Annotated in this window: 18 protein-coding genes and 1 tRNA gene; 12 read left to right on the top strand and 7 right to left on the bottom strand. The window is 71.7% G+C overall.

Annotation, left to right across the window (positions count from 1 at the left end; genetic code table 11):
• Positions 1 to 112: 112 nt before the first annotated feature.
• The 4 genes from B2363_RS14805 (at position 113) to B2363_RS14820 (ending at position 2,918) form a co-directional block, all read left to right on the top strand.
• Entirely contained in the window at positions 113 to 922 is an 810-nt protein-coding gene (locus B2363_RS14805) for an enoyl-CoA hydratase/isomerase family protein (RefSeq protein ID WP_286931090.1), read from the top strand.
• 41 nt (positions 923 to 963) lie between these two features.
• Positions 964 to 1,764, top strand: a complete 801-nt coding sequence (locus tag B2363_RS14810) for a VOC family protein (protein ID WP_286931092.1) — start codon at positions 964 to 966, stop codon at positions 1,762 to 1,764.
• Positions 1,764 to 2,093 (top strand): putative quinol monooxygenase, encoded by a 330-nt coding sequence (locus B2363_RS14815; protein ID WP_286931094.1) that lies wholly within the window; start codon positions 1,764 to 1,766, stop codon positions 2,091 to 2,093. Before B2363_RS14810 ends, B2363_RS14815 begins: the two co-directional genes overlap by 1 nt.
• 117 nt (positions 2,094 to 2,210) lie before the next feature.
• Entirely contained in the window at positions 2,211 to 2,918 is a 708-nt protein-coding gene (locus B2363_RS14820) for a TetR/AcrR family transcriptional regulator (RefSeq protein WP_286931095.1), read from the top strand.
• 107 nt (positions 2,919 to 3,025) lie between these two features.
• On the opposite strand, the gene B2363_RS14825 is transcribed toward B2363_RS14820, so the two are convergent.
• Positions 3,026 to 3,913: an A/G-specific adenine glycosylase gene (locus B2363_RS14825; protein WP_286931096.1), complete on the bottom strand. Its 888-nt coding sequence runs from the start codon at positions 3,911 to 3,913 to the stop codon at positions 3,026 to 3,028.
• A gap of 46 nt (positions 3,914 to 3,959) precedes the next feature.
• Here B2363_RS14825 and B2363_RS14830 point away from each other — a divergent pair, with 46 nt between their 5' ends.
• Entirely contained in the window at positions 3,960 to 4,682 is a 723-nt protein-coding gene (locus B2363_RS14830; protein ID WP_286931097.1) for a hypothetical protein, read from the top strand.
• Positions 4,683 to 4,707: 25 nt separating this feature from the next.
• Here the strand turns inward: B2363_RS14830 and ispF are convergent, their stop codons facing one another.
• Both ispF and B2363_RS14840 read right to left on the bottom strand, forming a co-directional pair.
• Positions 4,708 to 5,178: a 2-C-methyl-D-erythritol 2,4-cyclodiphosphate synthase gene (ispF, locus tag B2363_RS14835; protein WP_286931098.1), complete on the bottom strand. Its 471-nt coding sequence runs from the start codon at positions 5,176 to 5,178 to the stop codon at positions 4,708 to 4,710.
• Positions 5,179 to 5,197: 19 nt separating this feature from the next.
• Complete coding sequence (locus B2363_RS14840) at positions 5,198 to 6,346, bottom strand: peptidase C39 family protein (protein WP_286931099.1); 1,149 nt, start codon at positions 6,344 to 6,346, stop codon at positions 5,198 to 5,200.
• A 103-nt stretch (positions 6,347 to 6,449) separates the two neighbouring features.
• Here B2363_RS14840 and cysS point away from each other — a divergent pair, with 103 nt between their 5' ends.
• Positions 6,450 to 7,856: a cysteine--tRNA ligase gene (gene cysS, locus B2363_RS14845; RefSeq protein WP_286931100.1), complete on the top strand. Its 1,407-nt coding sequence runs from the start codon at positions 6,450 to 6,452 to the stop codon at positions 7,854 to 7,856.
• On the top strand, positions 7,856 to 8,800 hold the full coding sequence (gene rlmB, locus B2363_RS14850) for a 23S rRNA (guanosine(2251)-2'-O)-methyltransferase RlmB (RefSeq protein ID WP_181752962.1): 945 nt from the start codon (positions 7,856 to 7,858) through the stop codon (positions 8,798 to 8,800). The genes cysS and rlmB overlap by 1 nt, the downstream gene beginning before the upstream one ends.
• Positions 8,801 to 8,888: 88 nt before the next feature.
• Here the strand turns inward: rlmB and B2363_RS14855 are convergent, their stop codons facing one another.
• A complete protein-coding gene (locus B2363_RS14855) occupies positions 8,889 to 10,172 on the bottom strand; it encodes a D-arabinono-1,4-lactone oxidase (RefSeq protein WP_286931101.1) in 1,284 nt (427 codons plus the stop codon).
• Positions 10,169 to 11,347: an amino acid deaminase/aldolase gene (locus tag B2363_RS14860; RefSeq protein WP_286931102.1), complete on the bottom strand. Its 1,179-nt coding sequence runs from the start codon at positions 11,345 to 11,347 to the stop codon at positions 10,169 to 10,171. The genes B2363_RS14855 and B2363_RS14860 overlap by 4 nt, the downstream gene beginning before the upstream one ends.
• A gap of 24 nt (positions 11,348 to 11,371) precedes the next feature.
• On the opposite strand from B2363_RS14860, the gene B2363_RS14865 reads away from it, so the two are divergent.
• Both B2363_RS14865 and B2363_RS14870 read left to right on the top strand, forming a co-directional pair.
• Positions 11,372 to 12,148, top strand: coding sequence for a hypothetical protein (locus B2363_RS14865; protein WP_286931103.1), 777 nt, complete (start codon positions 11,372 to 11,374; stop codon positions 12,146 to 12,148).
• 36 nt (positions 12,149 to 12,184) lie between these two features.
• Positions 12,185 to 12,260 (top strand) — tRNA-Thr (locus B2363_RS14870).
• A 7-nt stretch (positions 12,261 to 12,267) separates the two neighbouring features.
• Here the strand turns inward: B2363_RS14870 and B2363_RS14875 are convergent.
• A complete protein-coding gene (locus B2363_RS14875; RefSeq protein ID WP_286931104.1) occupies positions 12,268 to 13,200 on the bottom strand; it encodes an MBL fold metallo-hydrolase in 933 nt (310 codons plus the stop codon).
• Positions 13,201 to 13,260: 60 nt separating this feature from the next.
• Here B2363_RS14875 and B2363_RS14880 point away from each other — a divergent pair, with 60 nt between their 5' ends.
• From B2363_RS14880 to purU, 3 genes are read left to right on the top strand one after another with little or no spacing between them, the layout of a single operon-like run.
• Positions 13,261 to 13,599, top strand: a complete 339-nt coding sequence (locus B2363_RS14880) for a LuxR family transcriptional regulator (protein ID WP_286931105.1) — start codon at positions 13,261 to 13,263, stop codon at positions 13,597 to 13,599.
• Entirely contained in the window at positions 13,596 to 13,940 is a 345-nt protein-coding gene (locus tag B2363_RS14885; RefSeq protein ID WP_286931106.1) for a DUF488 domain-containing protein, read from the top strand. Before B2363_RS14880 ends, B2363_RS14885 begins: the two co-directional genes overlap by 4 nt.
• 52 nt (positions 13,941 to 13,992) lie before the next feature.
• Positions 13,993 to 14,859, top strand: coding sequence for a formyltetrahydrofolate deformylase (purU, locus tag B2363_RS14890; protein ID WP_181752948.1), 867 nt, complete (start codon positions 13,993 to 13,995; stop codon positions 14,857 to 14,859).
• 24 nt (positions 14,860 to 14,883) lie between these two features.
• Here purU and B2363_RS14895 read toward each other — a convergent pair whose 3' ends face one another.
• Positions 14,884 to 16,050 carry an AI-2E family transporter gene (locus B2363_RS14895; RefSeq protein WP_286931108.1) on the bottom strand — a complete coding sequence of 389 codons (1,167 nt, stop codon included), beginning with the start codon at positions 16,048 to 16,050 and terminating at the stop codon, positions 14,884 to 14,886.
• Between the last annotated feature and the right edge of the window lie 2 nt (positions 16,051 to 16,052).

Here is a 16,052-nt window from a genome sequence, read left to right on the forward strand (position 1 = left end):
ACTCCGAATTGAGTTTGACGTCAACTTTGAAATTGAACTTGACTTCCGTTTCACCTGGGTCTTGACTTCCGGCAAGCCGCACTGTTGGAAATCACTGTGAGGAGCGCCGCCCGTGGGAGTCGAAAAGACTGAGGATCCGGTCATTATCGAGCGCGGAGACGGGATCGCCCGGCTGACGCTGAATCGTCCCGATCGGCTCAATGCGATGAGCGACGCCATGCTCGATCTGTTCGTCGAGCTGGTCGCGGACGTCACCGCCGACGAGGACGTCCGGGTCATCGTGCTGACCGGCGCCGGGCGCGGGTTCTGCGTCGGGGGAGACCTCGACGCCTTCAGCGAGTCCGGCGAGGCCGAGCCCGTCACGCGGGGCGCCTCGATCGAGAAGCTGCACCGCCACATGCGCGCCTCGGAGCTGCTGAGGTCGTCGCACGCGGTGTCCGTCGCCGCGGTGAACGGTGCCTGCGCGGGCGCCGGGCTGTCCCTGGCCGCCGCCTGCGACCTTCGCGTCAGCTCCTCGGCCGCGGTCTTCCGCTCGGCCTTCGTCGACGCGGCCCTGTCGGGCGACTTCGGCGGGACCTGGCTGCTGACGCGGCTGATCGGCGAGTCCCGCGCCAAGCAGATGGCCTTCCTCAACGAGAAGGTCACGCCTGAGACCGCACGGGAGTGGGGCCTGGTGTCTGCGGTGCACGCCCCGGAGGTGTTCGAGGACGAGGTGAACGCCCTCGCGACGACCCTGTCCAGGAAGGCGCCACGCGCCCTGGCCGGACTGAAGCAGAACTTCATCGACGCGGCGAACCTGACGTTCGCCGAGGCGAGCGCGATCGAGGCCCAGCGTCACGTCGACTGCTCGCGCACCACCGATCTGGTCGAGGCCGCGAACGCGTTCCTCGAGCGCCGGGAACCCCACTTCACCGGCTCCTGAGCTCCCCCACCGACCCAGCCCCCACACCGAAGGATTCGACCATGATTCGACTGCGGCAAGTGTGCATCGCCTCTCCCCAGATCACGGACGCCGACGAGCTCGCCGAGATCTTTGGCGTCAACGTCGCCTACCGCGACCCACTGATCATCGAGTTCGGTCTGGAGAACGCGCTCCTGGGCTTCGGCGGGACCTTCGTCGAGTTCATCGCGCCGTTGAAGGACGGCACCACGGCGACTCGCTTCCTGGCGAAGCACCCCGGTGGCGGCGGGTACATGGTCATCCACGACACCGACGAGTACGAGAAGATCCGCGAGCGGATCGACGCGCAGGGCGTCCGGGTCGCCTTCGAGAGCACCCCCGAGCTGCGTGGGGCCGAGAACAACCAGGCCGACTACGGCTACGACTCGTTCCGGCACGTGCAGCTCGATCCTCGCTCCGTCGGCGGAACCCTCATGGAGTTCAACCAGACGGACGGCAACGAGGACTACTTCGGCGCCTACGCCCCGGCCGGGACCCGCTGGCAGGAGCTGGTGCAGGGCGACGACCTGCCCAAGATCGTCGCGGCAGAGTGCACCAGCACCGATCCCGGCGCGATGGCCACGACGTGGGCGACCCTCATGGACAAGCCGGTCGAGTCCGAGAACGGCCAGGCGGTCATCAACCTCGATGGCGGGGCCGTCGACCGCTTCGTCGCCGGGTCGGCCAACGCCTTCACGCGGGTGTTCATCGAGGCGTCGGACCCCGAGCAGGTCCTCGAGCGGGCGCGCGCCGCCGGACACGAGGTCGCGAAATCGGAGTTCGAGTTCTGCGGCGTCCGGTTCGTCATCGTGCCGCGCGCCTGATGACGATCAACGCCACGGTCGGCTTCACGATCCAGGCGGGCACCAACGAGCAGTTCGAGGCGGCGTTCGCGCAGGCACGCGACGCGTTCCTCGCGGACGAGGGCTGCCTGCGCTACGACCTGCAGCGCGTGCGCGGCTCGGACGTCGACTACGTGCTGCTGGAGGCGTACGCGTCCGAGGACGCCGTCGAGGCGCACGGTGCGAATCCGGCACTGCGCACGCTCGGGCGCGCGTTGAAGGGCTCGCTGCTGTCGGGCCCCGACGTCGTGGTCCTGGACCCGGCCGGCGAGCAGGTCGAGCTCGTGTCCAGTTCGCGGCTGCGCTCGTAGTCCCGGCGCGTCGGGTGATCCCGACGGGTCGTTGGTCGAGCCTGACGTCGATCCCCGGGGCCGGACTCGTAGGATGTGAGCAGATTTCGCGCGCCAACCTGTGACGGGGAGGTCTCCATGGACGAGGACGCCGACGTCCTTGGAGACGGGTCCGAGCCTGCCGCCAACGCCCCCGACGAGCCGCTGCTCAAGCACCCGTCGGTGGTCAAGGAGGTCCCGACGACCGTGCGCGGTCGACGCACCCGCGACTCCCTGATCGCCGGCGCCAAGATCGTCTTCGCGCGCGACGGCTACATCGGGGCGCGGCTCACCGACATCACCGTCGAGGCCGGCTGCTCGACCGGCACGTTCTACACCTACTTCACCGGCAAGGAAGAGGTCATGGCGGCGGTCGTCAACGACGTCCTCGCCGACATGATGCGCCCGGGCGTCGGACGGCTGCGCGACGTCGAGACCGACCCGATCAGCACCATCCGCGCCGCCCACCAGGCGTACTTCGAGTCCTACCAGCGCAACGCGGGCCTGATGGTCGCCTTCGAGCAGGCGTCCACCGTCGACCCTCACTTCGCCGAGATGCGCGCCGTGCGCGGCGACCTCTTCGGCCGGCGCAACGCCCGACGGATCCGGGAGTTCCAGGAGCGCGGACTGGTGAATCCCGACCTGGATCCGTATCTCATCGCCCTGGCGCTGAACGCCATGGTCAGCCGGATGGCCCATCGCGCGATCGCCCTGAAGTCCGACATCGATCTCGACCAGCTGCTCGACGTCGTCACCGAGCTGTGGGCCAACGCGCTCGGACTGGCGCGCTACGAGGGCCCCGCCTGATCCTGACGCCGAGTGGCGCAAACCGGGGTCGCGAGTGGCGCAGAAGTGCCCGCCACTCGACGAGTGGCGGGCGAATTCGCGCCACTCGCGGTGGCGGACGGCGGGGATCAGGCAGGCAGGCTGAGGCGGCCGTCGTCGGTGAGGTCGAGCAGGCCGTCGTCGAGGAGTGAGTCCAGGCAGCGCTCGCGCTGGGCGGCGTCCGACCACGCCGCGGCGACGAGCTCGGGGGCGACGGGGCCGGCCGCGTCGCGGACCACGGCCATGAGGGCGCCGCGGCACTGGCGGTCGGTGCCGTGCCATGCCTGGCCACGCCGGGGCGGTCCGTCGTGCGGGGGATACCCGGCCGCGCGCCACCGGCACGCGTCGGCGATCGGGCACGCGTCGCAGCGGGGTGCCCGCGCCGTGCAGACGACCGCGCCGAGCTCCATCGTCGAGGCGGCCCAGGCGGCGGCGTCCGCATCGTCCTCCGGCAGCAGCGAGGTCGCCAGGTCGCGCTCGGCCCTCAGCACGCCCTGGGACGGGTACTGCACGCCGGACACGACGCGGGCGAACACGCGTCGCACGTTGGTGTCGAGCACCACGGCCCGCCGTCCGTAGGCGAACGACGCGATCGCGGCGGCGGTGTAGTCGCCGACGCCCGGGAGCGTCAGCAGCTCGTCGTAGGTGCCGGGAACCGCGCCACCGTGGCTCTCGACGATCGCCGTCGCGGCCGCGTGCAGGCGCAGCGCCCGGCGCGGGTAGCCGAGCCGGCCCCAGGCCCGTACAGCCTCACCCGCCGGGGACGCCGCCAGATCGGCCGGCGTGGGCCACCGCTCGAGCCACGCCTCGAAGACGGGCAGCACCCGCACGACGGGGGTCTGCTGCAGCATGAACTCCGAGACCATGACGCGCCAGGGATCGGGATCCTCGCGCCACGGCAGCGTGCGGCGATGCGCGTCGTACCAGTCGATGACGCGCCGGTGCAGCTCGGCGGGCGGGGGAGTGGTCGCAGGCATGGCGCGTCGATCCTTTCACGCGGCACCGTGCGGATAACGTGGAGCGGTGAGCAACGGGCGGGTCGGACGCGACGTCTACTGGCGGCGGAGGCTGCTCGTCCTCGCCGCTCTCCTCGCGATCGCGTGGGGCGTCGTCCAGCTCGTCGGCCTCACCCGTGGCGACGACGCGAAGCAGACCGCGGCCACCGAGCCCACACCCACCCCGACCGCGAGCACCGCACCGGCGACGGCCGCCCCCACCGACCAGGTGGCGGTGGCGATCGAGACCGACGCGAAGCCGTGCGAGCCCGACAACGTGAGGATCGTCCCGTCGATCCCCGCCGGCCAGTTTGCCGGTGGCCCAGTCAGGATCGACCTGATGCTGACGGCGCTCGACGGCACTGCCTGCACCTTCCGGCCCAGTGCCAGCGAGCTGCTCGCCGTGGTCGACACCCAGCGCGCGCCGATCTACGACTCGTCGGTGTGCCGGACCGCCTTCTTCGACGAGGCCGTCGCCGTGCCCGCCGGCTGGAGCACCGTCGCTCCCGTCGAGTGGAACGGTCGCGGATCGGGCTCCGGCTGCGGCAGCAGCGAGGGCTTCGCGCCCCCGGGCAGCTACACGCTGAAGATCGGCACCTACGGCGGCGAGCCCGGTGAGGTCACGTTCAAGCTCGCGCGCCGCGCGCCGGAGACGCCCGAGACCAAGGCCACCACGGCACCCACGAAGAAGCCGACGCCGAAGCCCACGCCGACGCGGCCCAAGGCCAGCTCGACGGCCGGCACCGACTGACCGGGCCTCCGGCGGACGCCGCTCGCTAGTGGACCAGGGCGACGGCGATGGCGGCGATACCCTCGCCGCGGCCGGTGAGGCCGAGGCCGTCGGTGGTGGTGCCCGAGAGCGAGACCGGGGCTCCGATGGCCTCCGAGAGGACCTGCGTGGCCTCGTCGCGGCGGCCGGAGAGGCGCGGCTCGTTGCCGATCAGCTGCACGCTCACGTTGCCGACGGACAGCCCGGCCTCGCGGACGAGGTCGGCCGTGGCGCGCAGGAACTCGGTGCCCGACGCTCCGGCGTAGCGCGGGTCGGCCGTGCCGAAGCGGCTGCCGATGTCGCCCAGCCCTGCGGCGGTCAGCACGGCGTCGACCATCGCGTGCGCGACGCAGTCGCCGTCGGAGTGGCCCTCCAGCCCGCGCGGGGCGTCGGGCCAGTGCAGACCGGCCACCCAGAGGGGCCGGCCGTCGACGAGCTGGTGGACGTCGGTTCCGATGCCGACCCGGGGAGCGCTCACGCCTGAACCCTAGTCGGGCTCAGAACGTGAGGCGCTTGTTCCGCGGCGCGATGACGTAGACGACGCCGCCGCTGCCCTTCAGCCACGCGCGCTCGAACTGCGCCCGGTCGTAGGTGCGGCGGACCTGCGAGTTCGTGCGGCCGGCGGGGTCGTTCACCAGGACGTCGCCGCCCTTCGTGAAGCCGCGCACGACCATGAGGTGGCCCGGCGTGGCGCTGATCGGCGAGCCGCTCAGCTGGCCGCGGCCGAACGCCACGGACGTCACGACCGGGACGCCCTTCTTGACGTAGGCCTCGATCTCGCGCAGGTTCACCAGGCGGTGGACCACGGCGTCGGTGCTGTACATCGACGCGTAGGCCGTGTTGAACGGCCAGGTGCCCGTGCCCTTGTAGGACGAGTCGTAGGAGTAGCGCGCGGCGTGGTCGACCCAGCGGTCGGCGCCGGACGCCCACGCGTAGTCGGCGGCCTTCGGGCCGAGGCCGTAGTAGCGCAGCACCATCGAGGTCGAGGTGGGCGAGCACCAGGCCTCGCCGCCGCCGCCGTACTGCGGGTAGTGGCCGGAGTGGATCATCTGCGACGACGCCGGGACCTTGAGGTCCACCGTGCTCGTCATGGTGGTCTTCGACGTGCCCGCGGTCTTGCTCACGTACGTCGACGAGACGCCGGCGACGGTGCGCACGATCGGAGTCTTGGTCTTGACGGTCCTGCGGCCGGCCGACACCTGCACCTGCCACTTCGTGAACGTCTTGCCGGTGACCGCGCGGACGACGTCGGTGTCGACGCGGGCCAGGCGATCGGCCTGCGCGCCGTACGTGCGGCGCTGGCCGCCCGCGAGGGCGTGGCGCCACTGGGCGACGGTCTTCCAGGACGACACGGTGGAGCCGCTGGACACGCGCACCTTGACCTTGATCCAGGTGCCGCTGGGCATGCGCGTGACGTTCCACGAGGGGATCAGCGCCGTGCTGGCCTGCGGGGTCGCGACCCACGGCGAGCGCCAGGACTTGGCCTTCGCGCCGGCGGGAATCGTCAGCTTCGGCGTGAACTGGGTCAGCTTCGGGCGCGGGTAGGAGGCGGCCTCGGCGGGCGCGGTGGCCAGGCCGGGCGCGATCAGGACGGACGTCAGCAGGGCCGTGAGCGCTGCCGCGACGGGGAAGAGTCGGCGGATCACCGGATCAGGCTAAGTGAAAACTGTGGCGGTTGGTAGCGAAGTGACGGCGCTGGTGCGGTTCGTCGCGGTCCGTGGGCCTGTCCGCGGCCGATACGCTGGGGGCGTGACGATGAGCCTCTACGACTCCGCCAGCCGCGAGCTGCGACCGCTCGACCCCGTCGTGCCCGGCCAGGTCGGCATCTACCACTGCGGGCTGACCGTGCAGGGTCCGCCGCACATCGGCCACATCCGCAAGGAGCTGGTCTTCGACGTGCTGCGCCGCTGGCTCGAGCACGCGGGCCTCCAGGTCACGATCATCGCCAACGTCACCGACATCGAGGACAAGATCCTCGCCAAGGGCCGTGAGCAGGGCAAGCCGTGGTTCGAGGTCGCCTACGAGAACGAGCGCGCGCTGCACGCCGCCTACGAGGTGCTGGGCTGCCGCCCGCCCACGTACGAGCCGCGCGCCACGGGCCACGTGCCCGAGATGATCGAGATGATCACCGAGCTCATCGACCGCGGCCACGCCTACCCGGCCACCGACGGATCGGGCGACGTGTACTTCGACGTCCGCTCCTGGCCCGACTACGGCCAGCTGTCCAACCAGCGCCTCGACGACATGCAGGCCGCGCCCGACGCCCCGCCCGAGGGCAAGCGCGACCCGCGCGACTTCGCGCTGTGGAAGGGCCGCAAGACCGACGAGCCCGAGTCCGCCTCGTGGCCCACACCGTGGGGTCGCGGCCGACCCGGCTGGCACCTCGAGTGCTCGGCGATGGCCGCGAAGTACCTCGGTCACGAGTTCGACATCCACGGCGGCGGCCTCGACCTGCGCTTCCCGCACCACGAGAACGAGCTGGCCCAGTCGCGCGCGGCCGGCCAGCGGTTCGCGCGGGTGTGGATGCACAACGCGATGCTCAACCTGGGCAACTCCAAGATGAGCAAGAGCGTCGGCAACACGCTCACGGTCGGGGAGGTCGTCAAGCGCGTCCCGGCGATCGCGGTGCGGTACTACCTCGTCGCCGCGCACTACCGCTCGATCATCGAGTTCAGCGAGCAGTCACTCGCCGAGGCGGCCACGGCGTTCGAGCGCATCGAGGGCTTCTGCGTGCGCGCCGCCGAGCTGGTGGGCGCCGGTGAGCCCGGCTCGGTGCCGGAGGCGTTCGCCGAGGCGATGGACGACGACCTCTCCGTGCCGGCCGCCCTCGCGGTGCTGCAGGCCACGATCGGCGAGGGCAACCGCCAGCTCACCGACGGCGACACCGCCCGGCTCGCCGAGACGCTGGCCTCCGTGCGCGCGATGCTCGACGTCCTGGGGCTCGACCCGCTGACGTGGGGCTCCCAGCGCGAGTCGGGGGCGGCCACCGAGGCGCTCGGCCAGCTCGTCGACGCGCTCGTCGCGGCGCGCGGCGAGGCGAAGGCGGCGAAGGACTGGGCTCGCGCCGACGAGCTCCGCGACCAACTGACTGCTGCGGGGATCGAACTCGAGGACACGCCCTCGGGGACCCGCTGGAACCTGAAGGGTGGCCACTGATGGCCGGCAACAGCAAGCGCAAGGGCGCGATCAAGAAGACCGGCAAGGGCAATCCCACCGCCGGCTCCGGCGGTCGGCGCCGGCAGGGACTCGAGGGCAAGGGCCCCACGCCCCGCGCCGAGGACCGTCCGAACCACAAGAAGTACAAGATGGCCAAGGCGGCCGACAAGCGCCAGTCCGGCCGGCCGAAGCGCCGCAACGACGACGGCCCCGAGCTCGTCGTCGGTCGCAACTCGGTGGTCGAGCTGCTGCGGGCGAACGTGCCCGTGCTGTCGCTGCAGGTGGCCGAGGGCATCGACCGCGACGACCGCGTGCGCGAGATCTTCCAGCTCGCGGCCGACCACCACGTGCCGCTGCTCGAGGTGGCGCGCGTCGAGCTCGACCGCATCACGTCGGGTGCGGTCCACCAGGGCATCGCGGCCAAGCTCGAGGCCTACGAGTACGCCGACCCCGACGAGCTGCTCGAGCTCGCGGCCGAGCGCGGTGAGAAGCCGCTGATCGTCATGCTCGACAGCATCACCGACCCGCGGAACCTGGGCGCGATCGTGCGCTCGGCAGCGGGCTTCGGCGTGCACGGCGTCGTGATCCCCGAGCGGCGCGCAGCGCAGATGACCGCGGCGGCGTGGAAGACCTCCGCCGGTGCGGCCGCACGGGTGCCGGTCGCCCGGGCCACCAACCTGACGCGCCAGATCAAGGCGTACCAGGAGGCTGGACTCATGGTCATCGGCCTGGCCGCCGACGGCGACGTGGCGCTGCCCGACATGGACCTCGGCAACGACCCGCTGGTGGTCGTCATCGGCAGCGAGGGCAAGGGCCTGTCCCGGCTCGTCGGCGAGACCGTCGACCAGCTGGTGTCGATCCCGATGTCGTCGACGCTCGAGTCGCTCAACGCGGGCGTCGCCGCCGGCATCACGCTCTACGCGATCAGCCAGACGCGCGCCTGAGAGCCTGAACCGCTGGCGGTGACGTTCGCGGGGTCGACACGCCGTGCGACACCCCGCGAACGTCACTGCCAGCGCTGCCTGCGCTTCCTCAGCCGCCCAGCACCTGCCGCAGATAGGCGTTGGTGAACTTCCGCTCGGGGTCGAGGCGGTCGCGCACGGCGACGAAGTCGTCGAACCGCGGGTAGACCTTGCGGAAGTGCTCGGCCCCGAGGGTGTGCATCTTGCCCCAGTGCGGCCGGCCCTCGTGCGCGGTGAAGATGTCCTGCATCGCGGCGAAGTACGCCGTGGGGTCGGTGCGGTGGTACTGGTGCACCGCGATGTAGACGTTGTCGCGCTCGTGCCCCGTCGACATCCAGATGTCGTCGGCCGCGGTGAAGCGGACCTCGACCGGGAACGACACGTACTGGTCGGTGCGGGCGTACCAGCGCTGCATCTCGGCGATCGCCTCGGCCGCCGCGGCGCGGGGCAGGGCGAACTCGGACTCGCGGAAGCGGACGCGGCGCGGCGAGATGAACACCTCGTGCGAGGCGTCGGTGTACTCACGCGCACCGAGCAGCGATCCCGACACGGTGTTGATCCTCGGGATCAGCGCGGGCCGTCGCGTGGAGAGGCGCTGGACCCGCTCGTAGACCGTGTTCGAGAGGAACTCGTCGTCGAGCGCGTGCCGCCAGCGCGACAGGGGCCGGGGCTCGGTGCCCTCGGCGACCCGGTTGTTGCGCTTCGTCAGCGCCTTGTCGGTGTGGGGGAAGAAGTAGAACTCGAAGTGGTCGTTGCCGTCGACGAGGGCGTCGAGGTCGGCCACCACGGCCGACAGCGGCATCGGCTCCTCGCGGGCGTGCAGCAGGAATGCCGGGACGCACTGCAGCGTCACCTCGGTGACGATCCCGAGGGCTCCCAGGCCCACGCGGGCGGCGTCGAACAGGTCGTGGCCGGCATCGATCTCGAGCACCTGCCCGTCGGCCGTGACCAGCTGCAGCGCGGTCACCGCGCGGGCGATGCCGAAGAGCCGCGCTCCGGTGCCGTGGGTGCCCGTGGACGTGGCGCCGGCGACCGACTGCGGGTCGACGTCGCCGAGGTTCGGCAGCGCCAGGCCCAACGCGTCGAGCCGGCGGTTCAGGTCGTGCAGCGAGATGCCCGCCTGCACGCGGACGAGGCCGCTCACGGTGTCGGCGTGCAGGACGCGGTTCATGCGGTCGAGCCGCAGCTGCACACCCTCGGGGGCCGCGATGGGGGTGAACGAGTGCCCGGCCCCGACCGCCTTGACCCGCGGGTGGGCGAGCACGAGCGCGACCACCTCGTCGGTGGAGGCGGGGTGCTCGATCGCGTCGGGGCTGGCCGTGACGTTCCCGGCCCAGTTGCTCCACGTGGTCATCCGAAGTTCTTCCCTTCGCCCCGGTAGGTGGGGGTGAGTGAGGCGTGCCCGGCGGCGTCGACGAGGGCCACTCGGTCGAACCGCTCGCACATCTCACCGGCCTTGGCGTGCCGGAAGAGCACGCGATCGCCAATCGAGAGCGTGCGCGCGACCTTCCCGCGCAGGGGCGACTGGACCTCGCCGGCGCCCTCGGACGGGTAGTACTCGAGTCCCTCGGGCCACACGGGCGTGGGCACGCGCGACTTCCCGGCCGGGCCGGAGGCGATGTAGCCCCCGCCGAAGCACGTGGCGGCGTCGCGGGAGGGCTTGCGCACCACCGACAGCGCGAAGAACGCTGCGGGGCGCGGCGTGAAGGCGCGGTAGTCGTCGAAGAGCGTGGGGACGAAGAGGCCCGAGCCGGCGGCCATCTCGGTCACCGAGGGGTCGTCGCGCCAGACGTCGAGGCTGCCCGTGCCGCCGGCGTTCACGATCTGCAGGTCGGTCATGCTCCGGACGGCCTTGACGATCTTGCGCCGGCGGCGGCGCAGCTCGGCGGCCGAGCGGCGCTTGACCAGCGCGATGGCGGGCCCGCCGTCGGGCAGGCCGGCGATCTGCGCGTCGTAGAACATCAGCCCGACGAGGTCGAAGCCCGGGCGGGCGGCGATCGCGGCCGCGACCCGCTTGGCCTCGCGTCCGGTGTGGACGGGGGAGCGGTGGGCGCCCAGGTGCGCCCCGAGCACGCGCAGGGACGAGTCCACGTCGAGGCACACCCGGATCGGCGGGTGGTCCTTCCCGACGACGGAGTCGATGAAGTCGAGGGCCTCCAACGAGTCGACCATCACGGTGATCGACGCGAGCCGGCGCTCGTCGGTGACGAGCTCGGCGTAGGCCTCGCGCTCGACGCTGGGGTACGCCAGCAGGATGTCGTCGACCCCCTGGTCGGCCAGCCAGATCGACTCGGACAGCGAGTAGGTCATGACGCCCCGGAACCCGTCGAGGGTCAGAGCGTTCTTGATGATCGAGCGCACCCGGATCGACTTGGTGGCCAGGCGGATCGGCACGCCACCGGCCCGTCGGACGAGGTCGCCGGCATTGGCCCACAGCGCCTCCTCGTCGATCAGCGCGAAGGGCGTGTCGAGCAGGCTCGTCGCGCGCAGCAGGCGGGGGTACGGGGGCGTCGGGTTGGGAGGGGCCACGGGGTCAGTATGCATACTGGACGGATGCGTCGTCCCGTCCTGCTGCTCGTGTTGGTGACGTTCATGCTGGCCGGTTGCACGGGCGGCTCCGGGGATCCCGAGCCGTCGGCCACGCCCGACCCCCAGCCGGCGCCCACGCAGCAGATCTCCCTCGACGACCTCGGCATCGCCGGCTGGCCCACGCCCGCCGGAGCCGTCCCCGAGCCGCCCCGGCGCCCCGACGGCGTCACGGCGCGGGAGTACGACGAGATGGTGACCGCGGTCCGCACGTGGGCCCTGCAGGCGGCCACCGATCCCGGGGCCGTCGGGAACGGCCTGCCGGCGTCCCTGGGGTCCGCGATCGAGGACGCCGCCGACGCCCAGACCGAGCCGGGCCTGGCCAGGGCGACGGCGCTGGATCCGGCCCTCGCCCCGCGCGACACCCGGATGACGGCGGTCTGGCAGGTCTCGGACGCCGACGGGGCGGTCAACGTGTCGCTGCAGACCCGCACCGCGCACGAGGTCACGACCGAGGACGGCCTTGTGCGCGTCATCGGTGTCCTGCGCACCCAGGGGGTCGTCGCCGGCGAGGGGACCGACGAGTGGGGCACCGTCACGGGCTGGCAGGAGTTCGGCGCCGCCGACTGCGCGATCGTGCTCGACGGGTTCCTCACCCCGGGCGGCGATGCCGACGACCAGGTCACGGACCTGACCCGGTTCGCCGAGATCGGCAACGGCGACGAGGCGATCACCCCGGCCCTCCCCGAGGAGGAGCAGGTCGACGAGGACTTCGCGGAAGCGTGCGAGGCCGGGCGGGTCTGACCGTCGTTAGGATGAGGCGGGCGGCCACACCGCCGCGCCCCTGTAGCTCAGTCGGTAGAGCGCTTCTCTTGTAAAGAAGATGTCGCGGGTTCGAATCCTGTCGGGGGCTCCACGAGGCGTCAGGCCGTCCACGGGTCCTCGCGCCGCCACAGCGTCGGGAAGTGCAGCGACACCCCGTCCCGGCCCGCCAGGTAGCGCAGCTCGCGCATCGTCACGTCGAGGTCGTCGCCCGCGTACGGCAGGGCGCGCAGCGGGCGGGTGAGCGGCCGGAAGAAGTCGTCCCAGTGCGTCACCACGACCCGACGCGCTCCGACCGCCGCGACGGTGTGGGTCCAGTAGTCCTCGACGTACTCCGCGCCGAGGAGCCCGAGCTGCCCGATCCCGAGGTACACCGCGTCGGCTCGCAGGCCCGCCAAAGCGCCGGGCCGGAACCCGGCGCTGCCCTGGACGAGCGTGGCGCCCGCGGACGGGTGCTCGACGAGCAGCGACCATGCCTCGCCGCAGCGGTAGGCGCTCGCTCGCGCCGGCGTCCGCAACGGCTCGTCGATCGTGCCGGGATACCGGTCGGGTGGGCAGTGCTCGGACGGCACGGCGGTGACGGTCCAGGGGCCCAACGCGGTCGGGACTCCCGGCTCGAGACGACGGCGCTGCGCGTCAGGGAGCCCGGCGCCGCGGCCGACGTTGAGCGTGGACGTCCCGCCGGCCAGCAGTGCCTCGGTCCGCCGCGCGACCTCGGCCGAGTCCATGACGTGGTCGAAGTGGCTGTGCACGGGCAGTACGGCCTCGACGCGCGATGCCCCGGCGCCGAGGAGGCCCAGCCGCCGGAGGCCGTCGCCGATCCGCTCGGGAACCGGCGCGATCCGGCCGAGGCCCACCTTGGCGAGGGACGGGCGGGAGAAGAAGCCGTCGACCAGCAGGGCCGAGCCGCTGCACTCGAATGACAGCGTGGATACACCGGCGAAGGTGACCGACGGGGCGTCCGGCGCGGCCGGGGGCAGGTCGAACAGGGCGTCGTACGTCGACAGGTTAGGTCGGCCGAGCTTCATGCGCATGGGTCGAGACTCTCCCACGCGAGCCGCCTTCGCGCACCCGCTTCGGGCTACGGTCGGGGCATGGAATCCACCGACCTGGCGACCCTCGCACACGACCACATCGAGACGGCCACGTCGGCGCCCAGCGGGCGCAGCGCGGTGGCCCTGCATCCGGGGCGCCACCACCGGCTGCGGCAGACGCTCATCGCCCTGGCGGCCGACCACCGCCTCGACGAGCACGACGCGCCCGCGGAGGCGACACTCTTCGTGCTCTCGGGGCGCGTGCGCCTGGCGGCCGGGGACGACGCCTGGGAGGGCGGGCCCGGCGAGCTGCTGGTGATCCCGGACCACCGCCACGACCTCCTCGCGATCGACGACGCCGCGGTGCTGCTGACCACCGTGGTCGACGGGAGCCGATGATCCGGGTCCGCCGCGTCCACGACGACCCGTCGCCCGACGACGGCCTGCGGGTCCTGGTGGACCGGCTCTGGCCGCGCGGCATGACGAAGGAGCGCGCCGCGGTCGACGTGTGGCTCAAGGAGGTCGCTCCCAGCACCGAACTGCGCCGCGCCTTCCACGGTGGGGACTTCGACTTCGTGGCCTTCCGCGACCGGTACGCCGCGGAGCTCGACACGAACCCGGCGCTCGACCGGCTGCTCGAGCTCGTCGACGAGCACGAGGTGGTCACCCTGCTGTTCGCCGCCAAGGACGAGGAGCACAACCACGCGCTCCTGCTGCGCGACCGGCTCGAGGAGTCCTGAGCTACTCCACCTGGGCGTCCTGCTCACGACGCGTACCTGAGACGATGCGTCCATGGAGAGCCCCCGGCCGCACAGCGACTTCATCCTGACCTTCGCCTGCCCCGACCGGGTCGGCATCGTGGCGGCGATCGCGTCCACGCTGGCGCAGGACGGCTGGACGATCACCGAGAGCCAGCAGTACGCCGACCCCGACACGCTGCACTTCTTCATGCGCGTGCGCTTCGCCGCCGACCGCGAGGTCGAGCTCGAGGACATGCGCGCGGCGCTCGCGCCGGTGCTCGAGCCGTTCGACATGGACTGGGACCTGCACGACGCCACCGCGCCCCTGCGCGTCGTGGTGATGGTGTCCAAACAGGGCCACGTCCTGAACAGCCTGCTCTTCCACGTGCGCCAGGGCCAGCTGCCCGTCGAGATCGTCGCGGTCGTGTCGAACCACCCCGACTGGCGCGACATCGTGGAGTGGCACGGCATCGAGTTCCACCAGATCCGGGTCACCCCCGAGACCAAGCGCGACACCGAGCAGTTCGTGATCGACCTGATGGAGAGCCGCGGCGCCGAGGCGCTCATCCTCGCGCGCTACATGCAGATCCTCACCGACCAGATGTGTCGCGACGTGCACGGCCGCGCCATCAACATCCACCACTCGCTGCTGCCCAGCTTCAAGGGCGCTCGCCCCTACGAGCAGGCCCACCGTCACGGCGTCAAGGTCATCGGCGCCACGGCGCACTACGTGACGGCCGACCTCGACGAGGGGCCGATCATCGAGCAGGACTTCCGCCGCGTCGACCACCGCTCGTCGGCGGCCGAGCTGGCGGCCATGGGCCAGGACCTCGAGGCCCGCGCGCTGGTGAGCGCGGTGCGCGCCCACGCCGAGCACCGGGTGCTGCTGAACGGCATGAAGACGGTCGTCTTCGACTGAGACCGGTCGCGGGGCCGGCCCCGCTCAGGTGTCGCGGCCCTGCGCCGCCGACGCGTCGGCGTCGACGTCCGCGACGGTGGGTGCCGTGAGCGCCGCCACGGGATCACCCCCGGCGGTCAGCGACGCGTCGATCCGCTCGTTGGCGTAGCGCAGGATCTCGGTGATCGTGGCGGTGACGGGCACCGCGAGGAACGCGCCCGTGATGCCGAAGATCGAGCCACCGGCGGTGACGGCCATCAGCACGACGGCCGGGTGCAGGTTCATGCTCTTGCCCTGCAGCATCGGCGAGAGCACGTTGCCCTCGAGCTGCTGCACGGCGACGATCACGGCCAGGATGATGAGGGCGTCCCGGGGGGAGTTGGTCACCAGGGTCACCAGCACCGCGATCGCGCCACTGGCGAACGCACCGACGATCGGGATGAACCCGCCGATGAAGGTGATGACGGCGAGCGGCACCCACAGCGGCTGGCCCACGATCGCCAGCGCGGCGCCGATCAGCACGGCGTCGATGAACGACACGAGCGCCTGGGTGCGGATGAAGCCGCCGAGGGTGTTCCAGGCCCGGTAGAGCATCTCGCGCAGGTGGCCGCCGACGCGGTGGCCGCCGAGGCGCTCGACCCACGGCAGGAAGCGGTGGCCGTCCTTGATGAACAGGAAGGTCAGGATCAACACGAGCACCGTGTTGAGGACCACGTTGGTGGCCACGCCGATCGTGGACAGCACGCCGCTGCTGATGTCGCCGGCGCTGTTGCGCAGCCAGTCCTCGACCGAGTTGAGGGCGTTCGAGATCTGTCCCGCCTCGATGGGCAGCGGCCCGTTGACGAGCCAGTCCTGGACCTCGCCGACGCCCTTGGCGGCACGATCGGCGATCTCGGGCGCCTCCTCCACCAGCTGGGGGATGAGGATCGAGAACAGGAAGCCGAGCGCCGCGAGGAACGCGAGCATCACGACGCCGGCCGCGGCGGCCGCGGGGACACCCTGGTCACGCAGGCGCTTGGTCGGCGGGCCGAGCACGGTGGCGAACAGGATCGCCAGCGAGACCGGGAACCAGATCATCCAGGTGCGGCCGACGCCCCAGCCGAGCACGTACAGCGCGGCCGCGACGACGATGATGCGCAGGCCCCAGCGCTGGAGCACGACGAAGCCCTGGTCGATCATCACGGCGCGGTCGCGGATGCGTGTCTCTGTCACTC

This window comes from Aeromicrobium sp. UBA7512 (genome assembly GCF_002476985.1).
Taxonomy (GTDB): domain Bacteria; phylum Actinomycetota; class Actinomycetes; order Propionibacteriales; family Nocardioidaceae; genus Aeromicrobium; species Aeromicrobium phoceense.

Coding starts and splice junctions, on each gene's coding strand:
- B2363_RS14810 (WP_286931092.1), top strand. CDS start 964: ATGATTCGACTGCGGCAAGTGTGCATCGCCTCTCCCCAGATCACGGAC.
- B2363_RS14815 (WP_286931094.1), top strand. CDS start 1,764: ATGACGATCAACGCCACGGTCGGCTTCACGATCCAGGCGGGCACCAAC.
- B2363_RS14820 (WP_286931095.1), top strand. CDS start 2,211: ATGGACGAGGACGCCGACGTCCTTGGAGACGGGTCCGAGCCTGCCGCC.
- B2363_RS14825 (WP_286931096.1), bottom strand. CDS start 3,913: ATGCCTGCGACCACTCCCCCGCCCGCCGAGCTGCACCGGCGCGTCATC.
- rlmB (WP_181752962.1), top strand. CDS start 7,856: ATGGCCGGCAACAGCAAGCGCAAGGGCGCGATCAAGAAGACCGGCAAG.
- B2363_RS14855 (WP_286931101.1), bottom strand. CDS start 10,172: ATGACCACGTGGAGCAACTGGGCCGGGAACGTCACGGCCAGCCCCGAC.
- B2363_RS14865 (WP_286931103.1), top strand. CDS start 11,372: ATGCGTCGTCCCGTCCTGCTGCTCGTGTTGGTGACGTTCATGCTGGCC.
- B2363_RS14875 (WP_286931104.1), bottom strand. CDS start 13,200: ATGCGCATGAAGCTCGGCCGACCTAACCTGTCGACGTACGACGCCCTG.
- B2363_RS14880 (WP_286931105.1), top strand. CDS start 13,261: ATGGAATCCACCGACCTGGCGACCCTCGCACACGACCACATCGAGACG.
- B2363_RS14885 (WP_286931106.1), top strand. CDS start 13,596: ATGATCCGGGTCCGCCGCGTCCACGACGACCCGTCGCCCGACGACGGC.
- purU (WP_181752948.1), top strand. CDS start 13,993: ATGGAGAGCCCCCGGCCGCACAGCGACTTCATCCTGACCTTCGCCTGC.